At 46.0% G+C, this 17676-nt stretch carries 16 protein-coding genes; 5 read left to right on the top strand and 11 right to left on the bottom strand.

The window, feature by feature from the left end; genetic code table 11:
* Nucleotides 1-58 precede the first annotated feature (58 nt).
* The gene (locus tag E8Q33_RS07330; protein WP_136553875.1) at nt 59-1384 is read left to right on the top strand and encodes a DUF5924 family protein; all 1326 of its coding nucleotides are present in this window, start codon (nt 59-61) and stop codon (nt 1382-1384) included.
* Here the strand turns inward: E8Q33_RS07330 and E8Q33_RS07325 are convergent.
* From E8Q33_RS07325 to E8Q33_RS07310, 4 genes are read right to left on the bottom strand one after another with little or no spacing between them, the layout of a single operon-like run.
* On the bottom strand, nt 1381-1596 hold the full coding sequence (locus E8Q33_RS07325) for a hypothetical protein (RefSeq protein WP_069294783.1): 216 nt from the start codon (nt 1594-1596) through the stop codon (nt 1381-1383). The two genes, E8Q33_RS07330 and E8Q33_RS07325, sit on opposite strands and share 4 nt — an antisense overlap.
* 27 nt (nt 1597-1623) lie before the next feature.
* Nucleotides 1624-1974: a DUF3325 domain-containing protein gene (locus E8Q33_RS07320; RefSeq protein WP_136553873.1), complete on the bottom strand. Its 351-nt coding sequence runs from the start codon at nt 1972-1974 to the stop codon at nt 1624-1626.
* Complete coding sequence (locus tag E8Q33_RS07315) at nt 1974-3617, bottom strand: PepSY domain-containing protein (protein WP_069294785.1); 1644 nt, start codon at nt 3615-3617, stop codon at nt 1974-1976. The genes E8Q33_RS07320 and E8Q33_RS07315 overlap by 1 nt, the downstream gene beginning before the upstream one ends.
* A complete protein-coding gene (locus E8Q33_RS07310; RefSeq protein ID WP_069294786.1) occupies nt 3614-3895 on the bottom strand; it encodes a DUF3649 domain-containing protein in 282 nt (93 codons plus the stop codon). The genes E8Q33_RS07315 and E8Q33_RS07310 overlap by 4 nt, the downstream gene beginning before the upstream one ends.
* Before the next feature lie 421 nt (nt 3896-4316).
* Here E8Q33_RS07310 and E8Q33_RS07305 point away from each other — a divergent pair, with 421 nt between their 5' ends.
* The 4 genes from E8Q33_RS07305 (at nt 4317) to E8Q33_RS07290 (ending at nt 11937) form a co-directional block, all read left to right on the top strand.
* Entirely contained in the window at nt 4317-5774 is a 1458-nt protein-coding gene (locus E8Q33_RS07305; RefSeq protein ID WP_136553871.1) for an acetamidase/formamidase family protein, read from the top strand.
* A gap of 58 nt (nt 5775-5832) precedes the next feature.
* On the top strand, nt 5833-8298 hold the full coding sequence (locus E8Q33_RS07300; RefSeq protein WP_136553870.1) for an acetamidase/formamidase family protein: 2466 nt from the start codon (nt 5833-5835) through the stop codon (nt 8296-8298).
* Between the two features lie 278 nt (nt 8299-8576).
* The gene (locus E8Q33_RS07295) at nt 8577-10649 is read left to right on the top strand and encodes a catalase (RefSeq protein ID WP_136553868.1); all 2073 of its coding nucleotides are present in this window, start codon (nt 8577-8579) and stop codon (nt 10647-10649) included.
* Nucleotides 10650-10761: 112 nt separating this feature from the next.
* Nucleotides 10762-11937: a DUF748 domain-containing protein gene (locus E8Q33_RS07290; protein WP_136553866.1), complete on the top strand. Its 1176-nt coding sequence runs from the start codon at nt 10762-10764 to the stop codon at nt 11935-11937.
* A 40-nt stretch (nt 11938-11977) separates the two neighbouring features.
* Here E8Q33_RS07290 and E8Q33_RS07285 read toward each other — a convergent pair whose 3' ends face one another.
* From E8Q33_RS07285 to E8Q33_RS07260, 7 genes are all read right to left on the bottom strand, one after another.
* Nucleotides 11978-12274 carry a Rho termination factor N-terminal domain-containing protein gene (locus E8Q33_RS07285; RefSeq protein ID WP_069294791.1) on the bottom strand — a complete coding sequence of 99 codons (297 nt, stop codon included), beginning with the start codon at nt 12272-12274 and terminating at the stop codon, nt 11978-11980.
* 24 nt (nt 12275-12298) lie between these two features.
* On the bottom strand, nt 12299-12820 hold the full coding sequence (locus E8Q33_RS07280; RefSeq protein ID WP_136553864.1) for a MauE/DoxX family redox-associated membrane protein: 522 nt from the start codon (nt 12818-12820) through the stop codon (nt 12299-12301).
* 173 nt (nt 12821-12993) lie between these two features.
* Nucleotides 12994-13380 carry a TonB-dependent receptor domain-containing protein gene (locus E8Q33_RS16415; RefSeq protein ID WP_211116120.1) on the bottom strand — a complete coding sequence of 129 codons (387 nt, stop codon included), beginning with the start codon at nt 13378-13380 and terminating at the stop codon, nt 12994-12996.
* A gap of 11 nt (nt 13381-13391) precedes the next feature.
* Nucleotides 13392-15464 (bottom strand): TonB-dependent receptor, encoded by a 2073-nt coding sequence (locus E8Q33_RS07275; RefSeq protein WP_211116119.1) that lies wholly within the window; start codon nt 15462-15464, stop codon nt 13392-13394.
* An 81-nt stretch (nt 15465-15545) separates the two neighbouring features.
* Nucleotides 15546-16520: a FecR domain-containing protein gene (locus E8Q33_RS07270; protein ID WP_136553862.1), complete on the bottom strand. Its 975-nt coding sequence runs from the start codon at nt 16518-16520 to the stop codon at nt 15546-15548.
* A complete protein-coding gene (locus tag E8Q33_RS07265; protein WP_069294794.1) occupies nt 16517-17056 on the bottom strand; it encodes a sigma-70 family RNA polymerase sigma factor in 540 nt (179 codons plus the stop codon). The genes E8Q33_RS07270 and E8Q33_RS07265 overlap by 4 nt, the downstream gene beginning before the upstream one ends.
* Before the next feature lie 152 nt (nt 17057-17208).
* Nucleotides 17209-17664 (bottom strand): TerB family tellurite resistance protein, encoded by a 456-nt coding sequence (locus tag E8Q33_RS07260; RefSeq protein WP_136553860.1) that lies wholly within the window; start codon nt 17662-17664, stop codon nt 17209-17211.
* Nucleotides 17665-17676: the final 12 nt, after the last annotated feature.

Below are 17676 nucleotides of genomic sequence, written 5' to 3'. Positions count from 1 at the left end.
CGATGATTAAGTTGAATATCATCATTTATCATCATCACTGATCGGTGTCTAAACCCAAATGGCCACATTAAAATCATTACTATTTTCGCTGATTGAATTGGCGAAACGCTGGCCTTGGCTGATTGCAGCGATTGGTTTTATTTCCGGTGTGGCCAGTTATTTTCTGGTGGAACGTAAAGAATCACTGGCACAGGTGATTGCTATTGTCATGCTGGTCAGCTGGGTATTTTTGGTACTGGAAAACTGGTTACGCGAAAGCTTCAAAAACCGCTTTGGCCTCAATATTCCGCCAGCATTGATGCATTATGTGACGCAACTGGTGCATCAGGAAAGCCTTTTTTTTGCGCTACCGTTTTTTATTGCCGTTACCACCTGGAATCATACTCAGGCTGGGTTTACCGGATTATTGATTTTATGCGCGTTGATTTCAGTGATTGATCCGCTGTATTACAAACAGCTTGCACCGCGCCGCTCGCTGTTTGTTATCTTTCATGCCCTGGCATTATTTGCTGTTTTACTGGTAGCTCTACCTATATTACTGCAGCTGACCACCGGCCAAAGTATGGCGTTCGCCCTGATCATTTCTCTGTTATTCAGCCTGCCTAGTTTAGTGAAATTTGTCGCCAATGGCCGTTGGTGGCGGCGGCCTTTAATGGCATTAATGCTGGCCTTGTTAGCTGCCGGATTGTGGCAGGTGCCAACCTTGGTTCCTCCTGCCTCTTTGCGATTAACCGAATTCAATCTGGTACAACAGGTTGATCGTGAAGAACGGACGCACAGCATTCACATTGATCGCATTGATGTGGAATCACTTAAGCGCGATGGCATATATGCCTGGACAGCTATCCGTGCACCTCGCGGCTTACAGGAAAAAATTCATCACATCTGGATGCATAACGGCAAACAGGTAGATCGAATCACACTGAATATCGAAGGTGGCAGTGAACAAGGCTATCGGGCCTGGACACAGAAACTGAATTTCCCCAAAGATCCGGTCGGTAAATGGCAGGTAAAAGTGGTGACAGATTCGGGCCAGCTGATTGGTATCAAACGCTTTACTGTTGAAACCAGCGTTGATGAACAGGGAAGCCTGCTTGAGCGTCTTAAACCACCTTTCTTTCAGGAGTCGACTGAAGATCAGCAGGACATGGAAGAAACAGACAATACTCAGGAGCTGGAGAGCACTGAAGAACAAGAAAGTCTGTATCAGCGGCTAGCGCCGCAGTTTATTCAGGAGATGACCGAAAGTCAGGAGAACGTTGAAGGCTCTGATAATACCCAAGAGCTTGAGAGTTCTGAAGCACTGGAAAACGTTGAAGAACCGGAAAATGCCGAAGAGCAAGAAAATGCTCCAGAGCAGCAAATCCTCAAACTTGAGGATTAATCTTTTCGGTTAACACCGATAAACGAGGCGATGGTTAAAAATGACATCCACACCAGATAACTGGGCAGCCAGATCGACCACCAGCCTTCTTCCAACGGCGAGGATGAAACCGGATCAATATGCAGATAGGCATACAGATTCAAGGCAATATTAATCGACAATCCAATGATCGCTGTGACACTTAAAACTGTATCTAGTCTATATTTTTTCATCGTATCCCCCGTAGCCATACAATGAGCTCAGCTTAACCACAAAATGATGCAACTGGCTAAGCCGATAAACGCTAAAATTAATGCCTTTGCCGCTGCAAAACGCGGCCAATATGCCAATAAACCGACCCACAAAACTGCGGCCACTGAAAGCAATCCCAACCAGACTACAATGCCGACCACAACGCCCCACATGCTGATCACCGGCCACAGAGAAAATACCAACAATGCAATTGAAACCAGTCGCAACAGACGACTGTATCCGGCCGATAATTTAGCCGAATTCAGTTGTGAATAATGCCGTGGCATCGCCAAACTCAAACCGGCCATGCCGGCATAACACAATGCCGTTCCGAGCAACATCATCAGCAACATCTGCATTACGCTGACTCCGATTTAGGTTTATAGACTCTGGAGACTTCTTTTATGGTTTTTTGTTGTTTGCGTTTGAGTATTTTTATCGTGAATATTCCTAACACCCCGAACAGCAGTACCGTTAGCTCAAATCCCACGTTTGACCAGTCCCCCTGGGCAAAATAATGGAATAAGTGCTGGCCGGTGGTAAGCCAATTAACGATTGGCAGTAACAGAGATAAAGCAGCAAAACCGGCTAATTGCTCTATCCAGGCACGTGAGGCAGGTCGTAATGCTGCATGCAGCAAACTGCCCAGCCAGATAAAAAAGAACAGCTTAATTTCCCAGCCGGCTCGATCGGCTACTTCCAGAGGCAACAGGCGATTCACCCAGAAAAACGCTATACAGGCCACCATTAATCCACTGATGGCGCTGATATTGAGCACTTCAATGGCCCGGTAAACTTTGGGTGTCTGTACACCAAATTCATTCAGCGATCTCTGACGACGTTTCACCATAAACAGAATGGCGCCAGTGGCCATCATGATGGTGCCCGCCATGCCCAGAATAAAATAAATCCAGCGCACGGTATAACCGCCAAAGTTGGCAAAATGTAAGGTCCGCATAATGCGCTGGGCGGCAAACGCATTACTTTTATCAAATACATCCGGTGCTTCAATATGCAGCAACTCACCAGTGACAGCGTCCAGAATCACCTGGCCGGAACTTAAAAATAACAGGCGTCCGGTATTTTTTTCTTTTTCGAATAAGCCAAACACCTTGGCCACCGCACTGCTGTCGCCGGGATGCTCCACACTGATGAAACTAGCGGGTTTTTCCATCAATGCTTCTGCTTTTTCGAACAATTCCGTTACCGGATAGACTTCGGCTTCAATACCGGTTTCAGGTCGATGTTCAGGTTGGTTGAATACTTCGGCAAAAAAGGTTCGTGGGTGGTCGTAATTAGCTATTACGCCAACAGGCATATAAACTGTGACAAAGACGATCAGGCCGGTATAAGCAATCATCAATTGAAACGGCAAGGATAAAACCGATGAGGCATTATGAGCATCAAGCCAGCTGCGTTGCCCTTTGCCGGGGCGAAAGGTAAAGAAGTCCTTGAATATACGCTTGTGAATAATAATGCCGCTGACCAGCGCCACCAGCATGATCATGGTAAAAAAGCCTACCAACCAGATACCAGCCGTACCGGCATGAAACTCAAAATGCATATGCACAAAATGATGTCCGCCCTGAGTTTCACGTTCCTGCTGTTGGGTGAGTAATTTACCGCTGACCGGATCTAATCGAGCTTGCTGAAACTCCTCGTTTTCATCTTCCCATGACAAACCGATAGCCGGATCAGCTTCACTGGGTAAACGTATTCTCCAAAGATGGCTTTGTGGAGCAATATCTCGCAGATAGGCTTCAGCTTTTGTTACCGCAACCAAACGCTGCTGCTGAGTGTTGGTCTGAGGATCAAACTCACCCACCATTGCTCTTTCAGGGTTCATCCAATGTGTAATAGCATCATCAAACACACCAATAGTACCGGTCAGAAAAATAGCAAATAATGCCCAGCTGGCGACTAAACCACCCCAAGTGTGCAACCAGGCCATAGCCTGACGGAAGCGGCCTGGTTCATTATTCACTGCTATTGTTTGTTTCATCGCAACAACTCCGTCAGTAGCAGACCTGTTCCGCCAATAATCACTGTCGCCGATAACATGCCTATCCAGGCACGTTTGGCATCTTTAACTGCAAACACCCAGATAATGACTGCGGTATACACAGCAAAACTCAGTAATGAGCTAGTAATAACCGCATCAGCACGCGATAACGGCAAAATAGCGGCGACCAGAATCACCACTGCCGAAGTTAGCAAATAGCCACCAAATGTAGCGGCCAGCAGCAGCGAAAAAATTCGGCCTGGATAAGACAAAGTCATATAAGGATTTTCCATACAAACGGTTTTAAGCGAGCAAAGCCTTTTTCGATTAGATAACGGCTTCGCTGCCGACTCAGAAGTTTTCAGTTAATAACAAGTCGAATGACCCGTAGAAAAAGGCCATTTTTATTGTGTTTTTCAACACAGTTAATGCGATAGATTATCGTTTGCATTCGTAATTAACAAGTATCGCGTTTTCTATCCGTAAATGTTTAACGGTAAAAGTTTGGATTGGGTAACTTCCAGAAAGAGTTTTACTGAGGGTTATTGAGCAGTAGCAACAAACCTAAATTAACTATCTTCGACAAGAATTAGTGCGCCAGCCGACAAGAAGAAATCTCACCCTCAGGAACATAATATCTGCACGTGCCGCACTGCCGGGGCACCTCCGACATCAAGCAGTTATCCGAGGGGATTTATCATGACAGAGCATATTTGCACTCCAGGTTGTACGCACGGCATCACCGAAGAAAATAAAAAAGACGTAGTCGAAGAATTTGATACGGCAAGACGTTCATTTATCCGTAACGCTTTTGTTGGCGGTGGTGCCGCCTCTCTGGGTGCCATGGGCATGTCCATGTCACCAATGAGTTTTGCCGCAGGCGCCAATACACCAATTAATGCTGATGCACCCGGCCAGATGCATTATTACATTCCTGCCACCCCGGAAACGGTTCTCTGGGGTTATTTCAGCAAGAATGCCAAGCCTACCGTTGAAATCGAGTCCGGTGATTTTGTCACCATGGAAACACTCACCCATCATGCCAACGATGATGCAGAACGGATGGTAAAAGGTGACCCTGGCGCAGAAAGTATTTTTCATTGGGATGCCCAACGCAAAGGTGTCGATCGGCGTGGTGCTGGCCCGATGGATGCCAAGATTGGAGCAGGTGGTGGAGCCGGCGTGCATATCTGTACCGGACCAGTACGCATCAAAGGCGCTCAACCGGGCGATATTCTTGAGGTGCGCATAGTTGATGTTACCCCCAGACCGAGTGGTAACCCTGATTACAAAGGTAAGACCTTTGGTAGTAATGCCGCTGCCTGGTGGGGCTTTCATTACGGCGATATGCTTACCGAACCGAAACAACGTGAAGTCGTCACCATTTATGAAGTCGATGCCACTGGCGAGCGTAACTGGGCCAAGGCGGTCTACAACTATCGCTGGACACCGCAAACCGATCCTTTCGGTGTGGTGCATCCGACTATCGATTATCCGGGCGTACCGGTTGATCACAGTACCATCACCAAAAAAGAAAATATTCTGCGTGATATCCGTATTCCGATCCGGCCTCACTTTGGCACCATTGGCCTGGCTCCTGCAGAAGCCGATATGGTGAACTCGATTCCGCCCAACTACACCGGCGGCAATATCGACAACTGGCGGATTGGCAAGGGTGCGAAGATTTATTTCCCGGTCGCAGTGGATGGCGGCATATTCTCGGTAGGTGATCCACATGCATCACAGGGTGACTCTGAGTTGTGCGGTACCGCCATTGAGTGCTCTTTAACGGGGACTTTCCAGTTTATCTTGCACAAAAAAGCTGACTTGCCCGGCACCTCATTGGCTGAACTCAATTATCCCTTGCTGGAAACCCAGGATGACTGGGTGTTACATGGCTTCAGTTATGCCAACTATCTGGCTGAACTGGGCCCCAATGCTCAGGATGATATCTACAGCAAATCTTCGGTTGATAAAGCATTACGTGATGCCTATCGCAAGATGCGACACTTTTTAATGACCACTCAGCATCTGGATGAAGACGAAGCGATATCACTGATGACGGTGGCAGTCGACTTTGGTATCACCCAAGTAGTAGATGGCAACTGGGGCGTGCATGCGATTCTGAAAAAATCCATGTTCCCGGCCCGCGGTTAGGGTTATGGCATAACACTTGCGAAAGGATGCTTCAGTATTCAAGGAATAACACTTTACTGTGACTGACCTGAAACGCTTTTCTGCCAGTGCTATACCCGCAGAGCTACGCCAGCCGGCCTGGAATGAAATCCTTTCCAGGCTCGGGCTGGCGAGTGATGCTGCAAGCTCCATTCGTAATGACGACAGTGGCCATATGGCATTGTCGGTCTCAGCACGCGACTCTGTATTTGTACAACTCACCGCATCTCCACAGATTCTGTCACCGATCGCAGCCAAATCAACCCAACCCTTACAAGGCACTGTATTGGTGCTCGCCTTGCTTGATGGCACCGCGCAGGTGCTGGATGCCGATCAAACAGTCAAATTACGTTCCGGCGATATCATGTTGCTAGATCCTAGCCAATCCTGGCGACTGGCTTTGCAAACCCGTTTTCGCATCATGCTGATCAAACTGGAGTCATCCAGTTTTCTGCTCAGGCTGGTGCGTTCCGGACGACAGGAAGCAAATCGCATCAGTACACAACAAGGTATCGGCGCGTTATGTCTGAACATGCTGCAATCGCTTACCGAACAGTTACCCCATGTGGATAACAATGAGCTGCCTGCATTAGAGGTAACGCTGGCTGAGTTATTGGTGGCTTGTCTTTCCCATAAACAATCTGCTGCCAATGAAGAAGCTACTGATGTGCAATTGGCCCATTTACGTAGGGTGTGCAGAACGGTGGATTCACGGCTGGACGACCCGGATCTGAATATTGAAAAAATCGCTGCGCAGGAAGGTTTATCCCCCAGATATTTACAAAAACTGTTCAAAAACAGTGGCACAACCTTCAGTGAATATTTAAAAAGCCGGCGCATACAGCATTGCTGTATTGATCTGGCTAACCCTGCCCTTGCCCAGTTCAGCATAGCCCAGCTGTGCTATCGCTGGGGGTTTAATGACGCGGCCAACTTCAGCCGTACCTTTTCGCAGTTTATGGGCATGTCTCCGAAAAGCTATCGCGCCTCACCGCCACAGGATCTGCATGAACAACTTCGCCGTGGTTGTCCGCAAACCAAACCGTCAGCTCGTTCTCCTGTCACCGATCCGCAATCCTTTTTGCAAGATGATGACATTCAAAAACGTCGCAGGCCATTTCAGGAAGTATTGGATGATCATGCTAAATATGCGCTTTCATTGCGACTCGCCCCTAAACGGTTTTCGGACATAGATAACACTGCGCCCGCTCAAACCGTCGCTCAGTCTCCACGACAATATTACCTGCCGGTGTCCGATAAAACCGTTCACTGGGGCTATTTCAGCAATGCGATCAAACCGGTATTAACCATCCGATCCGGCGATATTGTGACCATTGAAACCTTATCCCAGCATGCCTCAGATGACTGCGAACGCATGATCGACGGCGATGCCGGAGCACAAAGCGTTTTTCATTGGACTGGTACAACAAAGAATGTTGACCGGCGGGGGGCCGGGCCGATGGATGCCACGATATTTGGTCGCGGTGCCGGAGAAGGTTTTGGGGTGCATATTTGTACCGGGCCAGTCTATGTCACCGATGCTGAACCTGGCGATGTGTTGGAAATACGCATACTCGATATTCAACCGCGCCTCAGTTGCAGCCCGGAGCATCAAGGTAAACACTTTGGCAGCAATGCCGCCACCTGGTGGGGTTTTCAATATGATGACTTGCTCACTGAGCCCAAAAAACGTGAGGTGGTCACGGTATATGAAGTACATCAACACACCCATCCACCGCATGCCAAGGCGATTTATAACTTTCGTTGGACTCCGCAAACCGATCCCTACGGCATTGTGCACCCAACCATTGATTACCCCGGCATACCGGTTGACCATTCCACTATAGACAAACAGTTCGGCATTCTCGACAAAGCCGTTATTCCGGTCAGACCACATTTTGGCGTGATGGCCGTCGCCCCGCGTGAAACCGGTATGGTTGATTCCATTCCGCCTAGCTATTTTGGCGGCAATATGGATAACTGGCGTGCTGGCAAAGGTACTAAATTATTTCTGCCTGTTGCCACCCAGGGAGCCCTCTTCTCGGTCGGTGATCCCCATGCTTCTCAAGGGGATTCGGAATTATGCGGCACCGCCATTGAATGTTCTTTAACCGGTGTATTTCAATTGGTGTTGCACAAACAACGTGATTTAAAAGGCAGTTATATGGATGGCCTCAATCATCCTTTTTTGGAAACACCGGATGAATGGGTATTGCAGGGCATGAGTTTCTCCGACTATCAGGCTGAACTTGGCCCGAACGCCCAAACACAGGTATACAAAAATTCCTCTATGGAAGCGGCGATGCGTGACGCCTTCAGAAAAGCCCGTCACTACTTAATGAAAGAACATCAGCTTAGTGAAGATGAAGCTATCTCACTGATTTCAGTAGCGGTTGATTTTGGCATTACCCAGGTAGTGGATGGCAATCTGGGTGTGCATGCAATTATCCGCAAAGCCATTTTTCCAGACTATGACCCCGATCATCTTCCAAAAGCACATAGTTAGCTTTCAGTTTGCTATTTCACCAATAAACCTCTCAAAACTCCCTGCAAGACACTTTTAAAAATTATTTTTAGCGGCGATCCGCTGACTGCCGCTGCTTGTGCGTTTTGTGACGCAGTTCACTTTACTCAGGTTAATGTGATTAGTTGGGGCCGGCGCAGAATGGGTTGAGGCTTTACTTGCAACCAAGCGTTGCGATCAAAGATTAACAGGCCTTTACCAATCGCGAAATCTCTCGCGACACGTCCCCTGTACACCCAAAAAATAATCAAGGAGAAGTCATGGACAAAACCGATCCGAAAACAAATCCAGGTAATGGTGGTGAAACTCATCAGCAGGCCACCGGCAAAACCTCCACTCTCACCACTCAACAAGGCGGCCCGATTGCCGACGATCAGAATTCATTAAAAGCTGGAGCTCGTGGTCCAGGTTTAATCGAAGATCATATTCTTCGCGAAAAACTGTTTCATTTTGATCATGAACGTATTCCAGAACGAGTGGTGCATGCCCGTGGCTTTGGTGCTCACGGTTATTTTGAAACCACCGAATCATTAGAAGACGTTACCTCTGCTGATATTTTCCAGCGTAAAGGCGAAAGAACACCTGCCTTTGTGCGTTTCTCAACCGTTGCCGGCAGTAAAGGCTCAGCTGATCTGGCGCGTGATGTTCGTGGCTTTGCCGTCAAGCTGTATACCAAAGAAGGTAACTGGGACATCGTGGGTAACAACATCCCAGTATTTTTTATTCAGGATGCGATTAAATTTCCTGATTTGGTTCACTCCGTCAAAGAAGAACCTGATCGCGGATTTCCGCAGGCTCAGTCTGCCCATGATAACTTCTGGGATTTTGCGACTTTGATGCCGGAAAGCATGCATATGCTGATGTGGCAAATGTCAGATCGCACGATTCCACGCTCATTTCGGTTTATGGAAGGCTTTGGCGTTCATAGCTTTCGATTAGTTGATAAAGATGGCAAAAGCCAGTTTGTAAAATTCCATTGGAAGCCGAAACAAGGCATGCAGTCAGTTTTATGGGACGAAGCGTTAAAAATCAACGGGGCCGATCCGGATTTCCATCGTCGTGATTTATGGAATGCCATCAATCAGGGAGATTACCCTGAGTGGGAATTGGGACTGCAGATTTTCGATGATGAGTTTGCTGAGAAATTTGAGTTTGATGTGTTGGATGCCACCAAGCTTATTCCCGAAGAACAGGTGCCGATTCGCATTGTCGGTCGTTTAGTATTGGATCGAGTGGTCAGCAACTTCTTTGCTGAAACCGAACAGGTCGCTTTTTGTACCCAGAATATCGTCAAAGGCATCGATCATTCCAATGATCCATTGCTGCAGGGTAGAAACTTTTCCTATCTTGATACACAGTTAAAACGTTTAGGTGGACCCAATTTCACCCAGATCCCAATTAATGCACCGAAATGCCCGATGCATCATTTCCAGCAAGATGGTCATATGGCAATGAGTAACCCGACAGGTCGGGCCAACTATGAGCCCAACAGCTGGGTTGAAGAAGAAGGTGGTCCTCGTGAAGATCCGGCCAGGGGCTTTGAAAGTTATCCTGAAGATGTATCAGGACCAAAAGTCCGTGAACGTTCCGAGACCTTTGCTGATCACTACAGCCAGGCCAGGCAGTTTTATATAAGCCAGACTGACACCGAGCAGCAACATATTATTAATGCGTTTGCATTTGAGCTGAGTAAAGTCAAAACACCGGCAATTCGCGAACGAATGGTCAGTCACTTGCTGAATGTTGATAAACAATTGGCTGAAGAAGTCGCTGAGAAATTGGGCATCAATCCGTTGCCTAAACCAGCTGATGCAGCGATGCCAACACGGGATGATCTCCCGGTTTCGGATAAGTTAAGTATTCTCAAGAATGGCCCTGATAGTTTTAAAGGCCGTAAAGTTGGTGTCTTAATGACCGATGGATTTGATGCAGATATTTTCAAATCGCTTGAGAAATCACTTAAAGCAGAAGGAGCAATGTTTGAAGTTGTTGCCCCTCATAGTGGGGAAATTAAAAGCAGTGCTGGCGATATGGTAAAAGTCGATGAAAAAGTTGATGGTGGGCCTTCGGTGTTATTTGATGCCATTGTGATTTTGCCCGGTAGCGACGGTGTGAAAATGCTGGCAGAAATGCCACCGGCATTAACCTTTGTCAGTGATGCCTTTAATCACAAGAAATTTATCGGTTACGCTGAGGATGCGATGCCGCTCTTGAAAAAAGCCGGTATCAGTGAGATGTTGGATGAAGGTTGTCTGCAATTGACCAATACTAAAACCACGGACGAATTTACCCAAAACTGTCGTGATATTCGTTTTTGGCAACGTGCTGGCTAGTCGGTTTTTATGATGAAATAACAAGTTGAATCAGGTCACCCGTTTGAATGTTTAAACGGGTGATTTTTCGTTAGCTTTTAGTTCAACTAAAACGTCTTAGAAGGAGATCGCCATGATCGCCAGACGCTATTCCTATACGCTGATTGTTCTAGCGTTGCTTGTTGTCGTGTTAATTATTCTGCGTATGCAATTGCCGTCATTGGTTAAGGATTATTTGAACGACAAAATGGCCGACATGGGAAATTATCAAGGTGAAATCGCTGATGTCGACATTCATCTGTGGCGAGGCGCCTACTCTGTTGATCAACTGGAAATCACCAAAAAAGACCAGCCTTCGGTAGTATTTTTTAAAGCAGAAACCATAGATACATCGGTCAGCTGGACCGCTTTATTAAGAGGCAAAATCGTAGCCGATGTTGACTTGATTAATGCCGAAATCCACCTGGTCGATGACAAAGCAGATGACAAACCTGTAGAAGAATCCACCTGGCGGCAGACGGTGCAGGAGATTATCCCGTTAAAGATTGATCGATTGAATATAGACAATGGTGAAATTCATTTTCATAACTTCAAATCTGATCCTCCAGTACATCTGGTGTTTCATCAACTCAATGGTGAAATCACCAACTTGAGTAATGCCGATCGCAGTGATGGGCTGGAATATGCCGATTTTGATCTGCAGGGTCTGTTATTTGATAACGCAAATGCCAATCTGAACGGAGAATTAGATCCTTTAGGGGATTTTCATAATTTTGCGCTAAATCTAAAAATCACCGGAATTGAGCTGACCAGGCTCAATGAAGTCTCCGAAGCCTATGGCAATTTTAATTTCAAATCCGGCAAGGGCGATTTTGTGATGGAGTTGCAAGCTGAAGATGCTCAGTTAACCGGCTACGCTAAACCCATCTTGGATAATGTCGAAATTTTTGATTTGGAAAAAGATCTCGAAGAAGGCATTTTCAATGCTGCCTGGCAGGCTATCGTCGGTGCCTTTGGTCGGATATTCCGCAACGACCCCAGAGACCGCATTGCCACTCAGATTGAAATCCGCGGCGATTTGGATGACCCTGATGTCAGTGCCTGGCAAGCGTTTCTGGCTATCCTGCAAAATGCTTTTGTCAACGCATTTGAAAGTGACTTTGGTCGGGAAACCGATCCAGAATCTTCACCATCACAAAACAACAAATCCGATGAATCTGAAACACGCTCCCAGTCGGAACCCGAATCTGATGCTGATACCGATTCAGTGGATTGCAGTCTCAGACCTATGTGGGAACAATGCGATTAATTAATAACGTGTCGTCGCTTTGATAATAAGCCGCTATTCGTCAGTTATTTCGAATAGCGGTCACCAGTTCCGACTTGCTCATTTTGCTACGCCCTTTGATATTCAACTGACTGGCCCGGTTATACAGCTCCTGAAGTGTCCGTGACTCCAATGAGGAATTAGGATTGCCTGTTCCCTGAGTTGTTTTTCTGGGTGTGCGGCCTTCTTCACGGCGTTGTTTATTCACTGTTCGAGCCGCGATTTCTTCAGCTTTATCCGTCTTTTTACCACTTTTCTGCTGTTGTTCTTTTATATGCTCATATTGACGTTCGTCTTTATCTGTCCATTCGGCAACCATAATGTGTTCCTCCTGTTCATCGTATTAAACCAGCATCATCCACATTACCAAGGCCATCAGCACCATGCCTATATCCTCGGTTAAAGTAACGGTACTAAGCGGCACATCCAGAATCGACCCCATACAAGGGCAATTAATATCCAGCCCTTTGCGTAATGCCAGAATCACTCCGATAGCACCAAATCCCAATAGTAAGATGTTTAGCGCGTAAACCAGTTGTGGCATAAAAAAAGACAGATAGCCAAGACCCAGAGCCAGCTCCAGATATGGATAAACATAGGCATAAACTCGACTTTTCTTTGCCAGCAAATCATACATCTGAAAGCCATCTGCAAAGGCCGAAGGATGAAACAGTTTTAACAATGCAAAAATTGACAGAAAGATGCCCATAAAATAGTGCATCCAATTGAGCATAGTGACCTGAGTTGAATAACTTATCGCCAGCGCAACAACTGCACTGGTTAAAATTAATGCCAGTAATGGCCAGTAATCTTTCAGATGTTTACCACGATCCTGCTGACGTTGTTTAAAAGCGGGCTGACTCATCGGAAACCTCCTTATCGGTGGATTTCAGTTGTGTAAAAGTGTTGGAAGATTACTTCTGAAAGGCACAGAGAATATGCCTGATTTTTGATGGTAACATCTTATTTCAAATAGCAAAAAGGCCCTGCCGGGGGAGACCGACAGAGCCTTGATGTTCAAACTAATTTCTAATTTACTTAAAAATCATATTTCATTCTGGCAGTAATATTCCTTGGTGTGCCATACCATCCTCGCGTACCAATGGCTGTGTAATATCGTTCGTCGAAGATATTATTAAAATTCAACGCCAGAGAAGTTTCTGCATTCAAAGCGTACTGAGCCATTAAATCCACTATCGTAAAACTACCTTGCTTGAATGTTTCACCATTTGGACCCGCATCTTCATAATAAGCATCGCCTTGCCAACGGACACTGCTTCCAATTTTCAAGTTATTCAGGGCTGGAATTTGATAGCTAGTAAATAATTTGAAAGTGTCTCTCGGCAGCTGTGTCACTAAACGATCATCATCTGCATCATGGATTTCGGCATAGCTATAACTCGCCGAAATTTGCCATAAAGGCAATATTTCACCCGCTACTTCAATTTCAAATCCGCGGTTTTTGTTCCAGATTCTGCTCTATAAGCCTGATTACCATCAGGAGCTAGAGCATTACCATCTGCCACAGCTAAGTTGTCTTGATGAACCTCAAAAATACTTAATGCTGCTGTCAGACGCTTATCCCAAAACTCACTTTTAAGTCCCAGCTCATAATTTTCACCTTCTTTGGGATCAATATAACGGCCATTTACATCCAGATAACTTTGAGGATTAAAGATAGTTGTATAGCTCGTGTAGGCTGACCAGTTATCGGCAAAGTCATACACTAAACCTAGATATGGAGTGACAATGCCATTTTCTTCTCGATGTTCACGTGACACCGCCCCAGAGCTAAAGTTGTGGGACATTTCATCGCGCTGCCAATCAATAACTCTTGCTCCAGTTATTAATGACACTGTATCCAATAAGCTCCAACGGACAGAGGCAAACACCCCAGTCTGGTCTTCATCAATGGCATACTCATCAGATCTCGTCACAATGGCATCAGGCCTCGGAACACTACCATTCCATGTATAAATATTATCTACGCTGAGCATCGTCCAGAGTGGGTAACCATAACTGCGATGATAAGCTTTAGAGTGGCTTGCCCCTGTATAAATATCATGTTCACGCCCAAACAGATTGATTTTGCCAGACACCGCTAGATCAAATGATGTCTGTCTTGGCTCCGCCGCCCAACGACCGGCCCAAATAGACACCCCGCTCCCATCTTCAGCCGGATAGCCGCTTGCAGATGTACCTAATACATCGTCATAAGAACGTCGGCTATGTTCAGCACTAAATCTTAGCTGCCAGCCGTTATCGAATATATGGTCAACCTTCCCAAAAAACGTTTTACTGTCACGTTTATGATAGGTCCAATCGGCGGTTGGGTTAAACGAATAAGATGGATTAAAATAGGATCCATCCGCTTTGAACATCGGAAAACCGTGATTCGATGCTTGATCGTTATAAATGTCTTGATATTCAGCGCCAATGGTCAGCATGGTTTGATCAGTAACATCCCACTCCAAGACGCCATAAGCAACTTGTTTCTCCAATTCCTGGCGGTCAATATAACTCTGGCTATCCTGATAGGCTGCTACTATCCGTCCCCTTACATTTCCACTTTCTGACAAACTACCAGACATATCAATTTCTGTTCGATAGTTATCCCATGAACCTGCTTTTAACGTGATGGAACGTTGAGTTTCCAGAGTTGGCTTTTTACGCACCAGATTGATGGTTCCTGACGGGTCACCAACTCCTGACATCAAACCGGTCGCACCTCGGACAATTTCTACACGATCGTAAGTCACCATATCAGCGAGATCATCACTGAAACCATATGAATTCAGACGATTCACACCGTCAACTTGGATTCCTTGTAGCTGTAACCCACGAACATAAATCTGATTACTATCGCTTCCTGATGGGCCAGTTTCATTGGTAATGATACCGGTTGACTGTTCTAAGACTTCATAAATGTCGTTGAGGTTTTGGTCTTCAATTTGCTGGCGAGTGATAACGCTAACTGACTGGGGAGTTTGCCGTTGAGAAAGAGCTAAACCTGTCGCAGTACTCATTGAGCCAGTAGTATAGGAAAGGGTACCTTCGGTAGTGCCGCCTATACCGGTAGCGCTCACTTGGACAGGCGCTAACTTGACACTGTCCACTACTGAGGATGATTTAGTAGAACTGGCTTGTAGCTGATAGCTATCGGCAGACGTTTTCACCACCTGCAAATTAGTGCCTTGCAGTAATTGTTGCAAAGCCGAATCAATTGAATGTTCACCAGTGAGGCCTGAGCTTTGAAGACCACGCGTTAACGCAGCATCAAAATAAATGTTCACACCTGCCTGACTGGCAAAACGATTTAACACACTGCCCAGTTCACCGGCCTGAATGGCATAACTCTGTGTGACTGTCTCTGCATAAGTGTTGGTCGAATATGCCATGACCGGCATTAATAACGCACTGCATAACAATAAATGTCTGCTGGAGCCAGTTATCCGCTGAATGGCACGAACAATAGGCGTTCTTTGGGGTATCGATAGAGTGGTTTGCATAAGTCCTCGTGTATGAATAACGCAAGTTAATGGGTTACCCACAAAGACGAGTCAGCATTTGAAAAGGTGTAAGTTATTGAATTACGCCGAATGAACTGTCACCCAGTAACGGCTTCGAAATGTTACAGCTACTGGAAATAACCGCGTTACCGCCATTAACGCTTGGTCGGTATTGCTCACATCAAATGTGCCACTGATATGAAATTTCGACAGCTCAGGTTCAACACGAATTACACCAGGACGATACCGGGCCAGCTCATTTAAAAAAATATCCAACGGCATATCATTGATAATCAGCTTTTTCTGCAACCAGGCATCCTCACCCTCCACAAGTGCTGTAAGAGGTTCAAAATTTGTTTGGCTAAAAATCAACTTGTTACCCGCCCTGCAAATGGTCTGCTGTTTATTAGGCAAACTGACTTTTACCTGATGCTCAAACACCGACAGAATCGTGTAATCTTTTTGTTGCTGAACAGAAAACCGCGTCCCAAATGGTTTTAATAAACCTTGGCGGGTTTGCACATAAAAAGGCCGGATATCACTATTCGAACTGGTGGAGATCATGATCTCGCCTTGTTGCAAGTTGATCCGTCGTTCGACTTCAGAAAAATGAACATTGATAGCCGACGCACTGTTCAACATGATGGTTGAGCCATCCGTCAGCTGCACTTCCCGGATTTCTCCGGTGTGCGTGGAATGATCTGCCAGCATCAAACCAGCAGGTGAATATTGCCAGGCAAGCCAGCTTGATGAAGAAATACCCACAATACCGGCGATGCTTTTGAGCACGTTCCTTCGAGTATTTGAAGGATGCTCTTCTGAATCTGGTGTAAGAGAATTAAATGCAACATCTCCGGGAAGTTGCTTGAGTTGTTGTTGCAGTTTTTCCAGTTGCTGCCAGGCCCAGTGATTTTCAGGTTGTTTCGATAACCAGCTTTGCCAGGCTTGCTGCGTTTTGTCGATATTGGTGTTTGCCGTGAGTTCCACATGCCATTGGGCAGCATCCGCCAGCGCCTTCTGTTGCTGCGGTGTTAATCTCGCTAAAGCCGCTTTCATGCATCGAGCTGCTCATATAATGAAAATAACAGGCAATGCTGGGTGGCCTTTGCCATATATTTTTTCACCGAGCTTTCAGACATTCCCATCTCATCCGCGATTTCACGGTAAGTCATGCCCTTGAGTTGAGACATTAAAAAGGCTTTTTTCACCTTTGCACCCAAGCCATCCAGCATTGCATCAATGCGATATAAGGTTTCCAGCAAAATCATGCTCTGTTCAGACGAAATACCTTCCTGCTCTGGTTGCTGCATTAATGCTTGTAGATAAGATTGCTCAATTGTGCGCCGCCGAAAATGGTCGATCATCACCCGCTTGGCAACTGTTACCAGATAACTGCGCGGTTCGCGTATGGACTCAACTTTACCCTCAAAATCAGGTGCAGTAAGTAATCTGACAAAAGTATCCTGCGCCAGATCAGCCGCCTGATGAGAACAATTCAAACGCTCACGTAACCAGTTTTGCAACCAGCTGAAATTGTTTTGATAAAGTTTTTCCAAGCTTTCTGTAGGGGGTGGCGACAAAGGGGCATTCATAGAAATTATTCACAACCGTTAATGATAATGATTCGCAGTTGCATTCTATGATAATAAATTGTGTTGAGCAATAACATGAACTGTTACTTTTTAATTGTCCCCTTCATATCAAAAATTCATCCCGTGAATTTCAATATTTATATATTATTGGGTTAACTATGTCCGGTAGCTGCCAGTTTCGCAGCAATATAATCACTGTGTTCAACATGTAACAGGTTGCTGATGCGACGGATGACATGCTGTTCGATTTGATGGATTTCGTGATCGGCGTTGGCAAGTTGCCAAAGGATATGGATCAGTTCAATTTTCTTTTTCTGGCTGTAACGACGGTTGATCTCTGAGGTAAAGGCAAAATAATCTGTTGCAGATTTGTGTGCCTTTTCAGCTTCAGCCAGCAGGCTTTCAGCTGCAGCTTTATCAAGTGAAAAACGTTTCTGAAAAATGGCTAACAGCATGTCCCGCTCTTCATCTTTGAAATGATAATCTGCAGCAATTACTTCCACCATCAGTGAGGCAGCGGCAAGTCTGACGGAGAGATGCGCGGCATCACCGGTATCCTCATCATCGAGTAATTCGCGTTGTAACAGTTGTTTGAGCTTATCGAGCATAGGTTCTCCTGT

The organism is Methylophaga sp. SB9B, assembly GCF_004832235.1.
GTDB classification, from domain to species: Bacteria; Pseudomonadota; Gammaproteobacteria; order Nitrosococcales; family Methylophagaceae; genus Methylophaga; species Methylophaga muralis.
The sequence above is the reverse complement of the archived record's forward strand: the minus strand, read 5'-3'. Positions and strand labels throughout refer to the sequence as shown.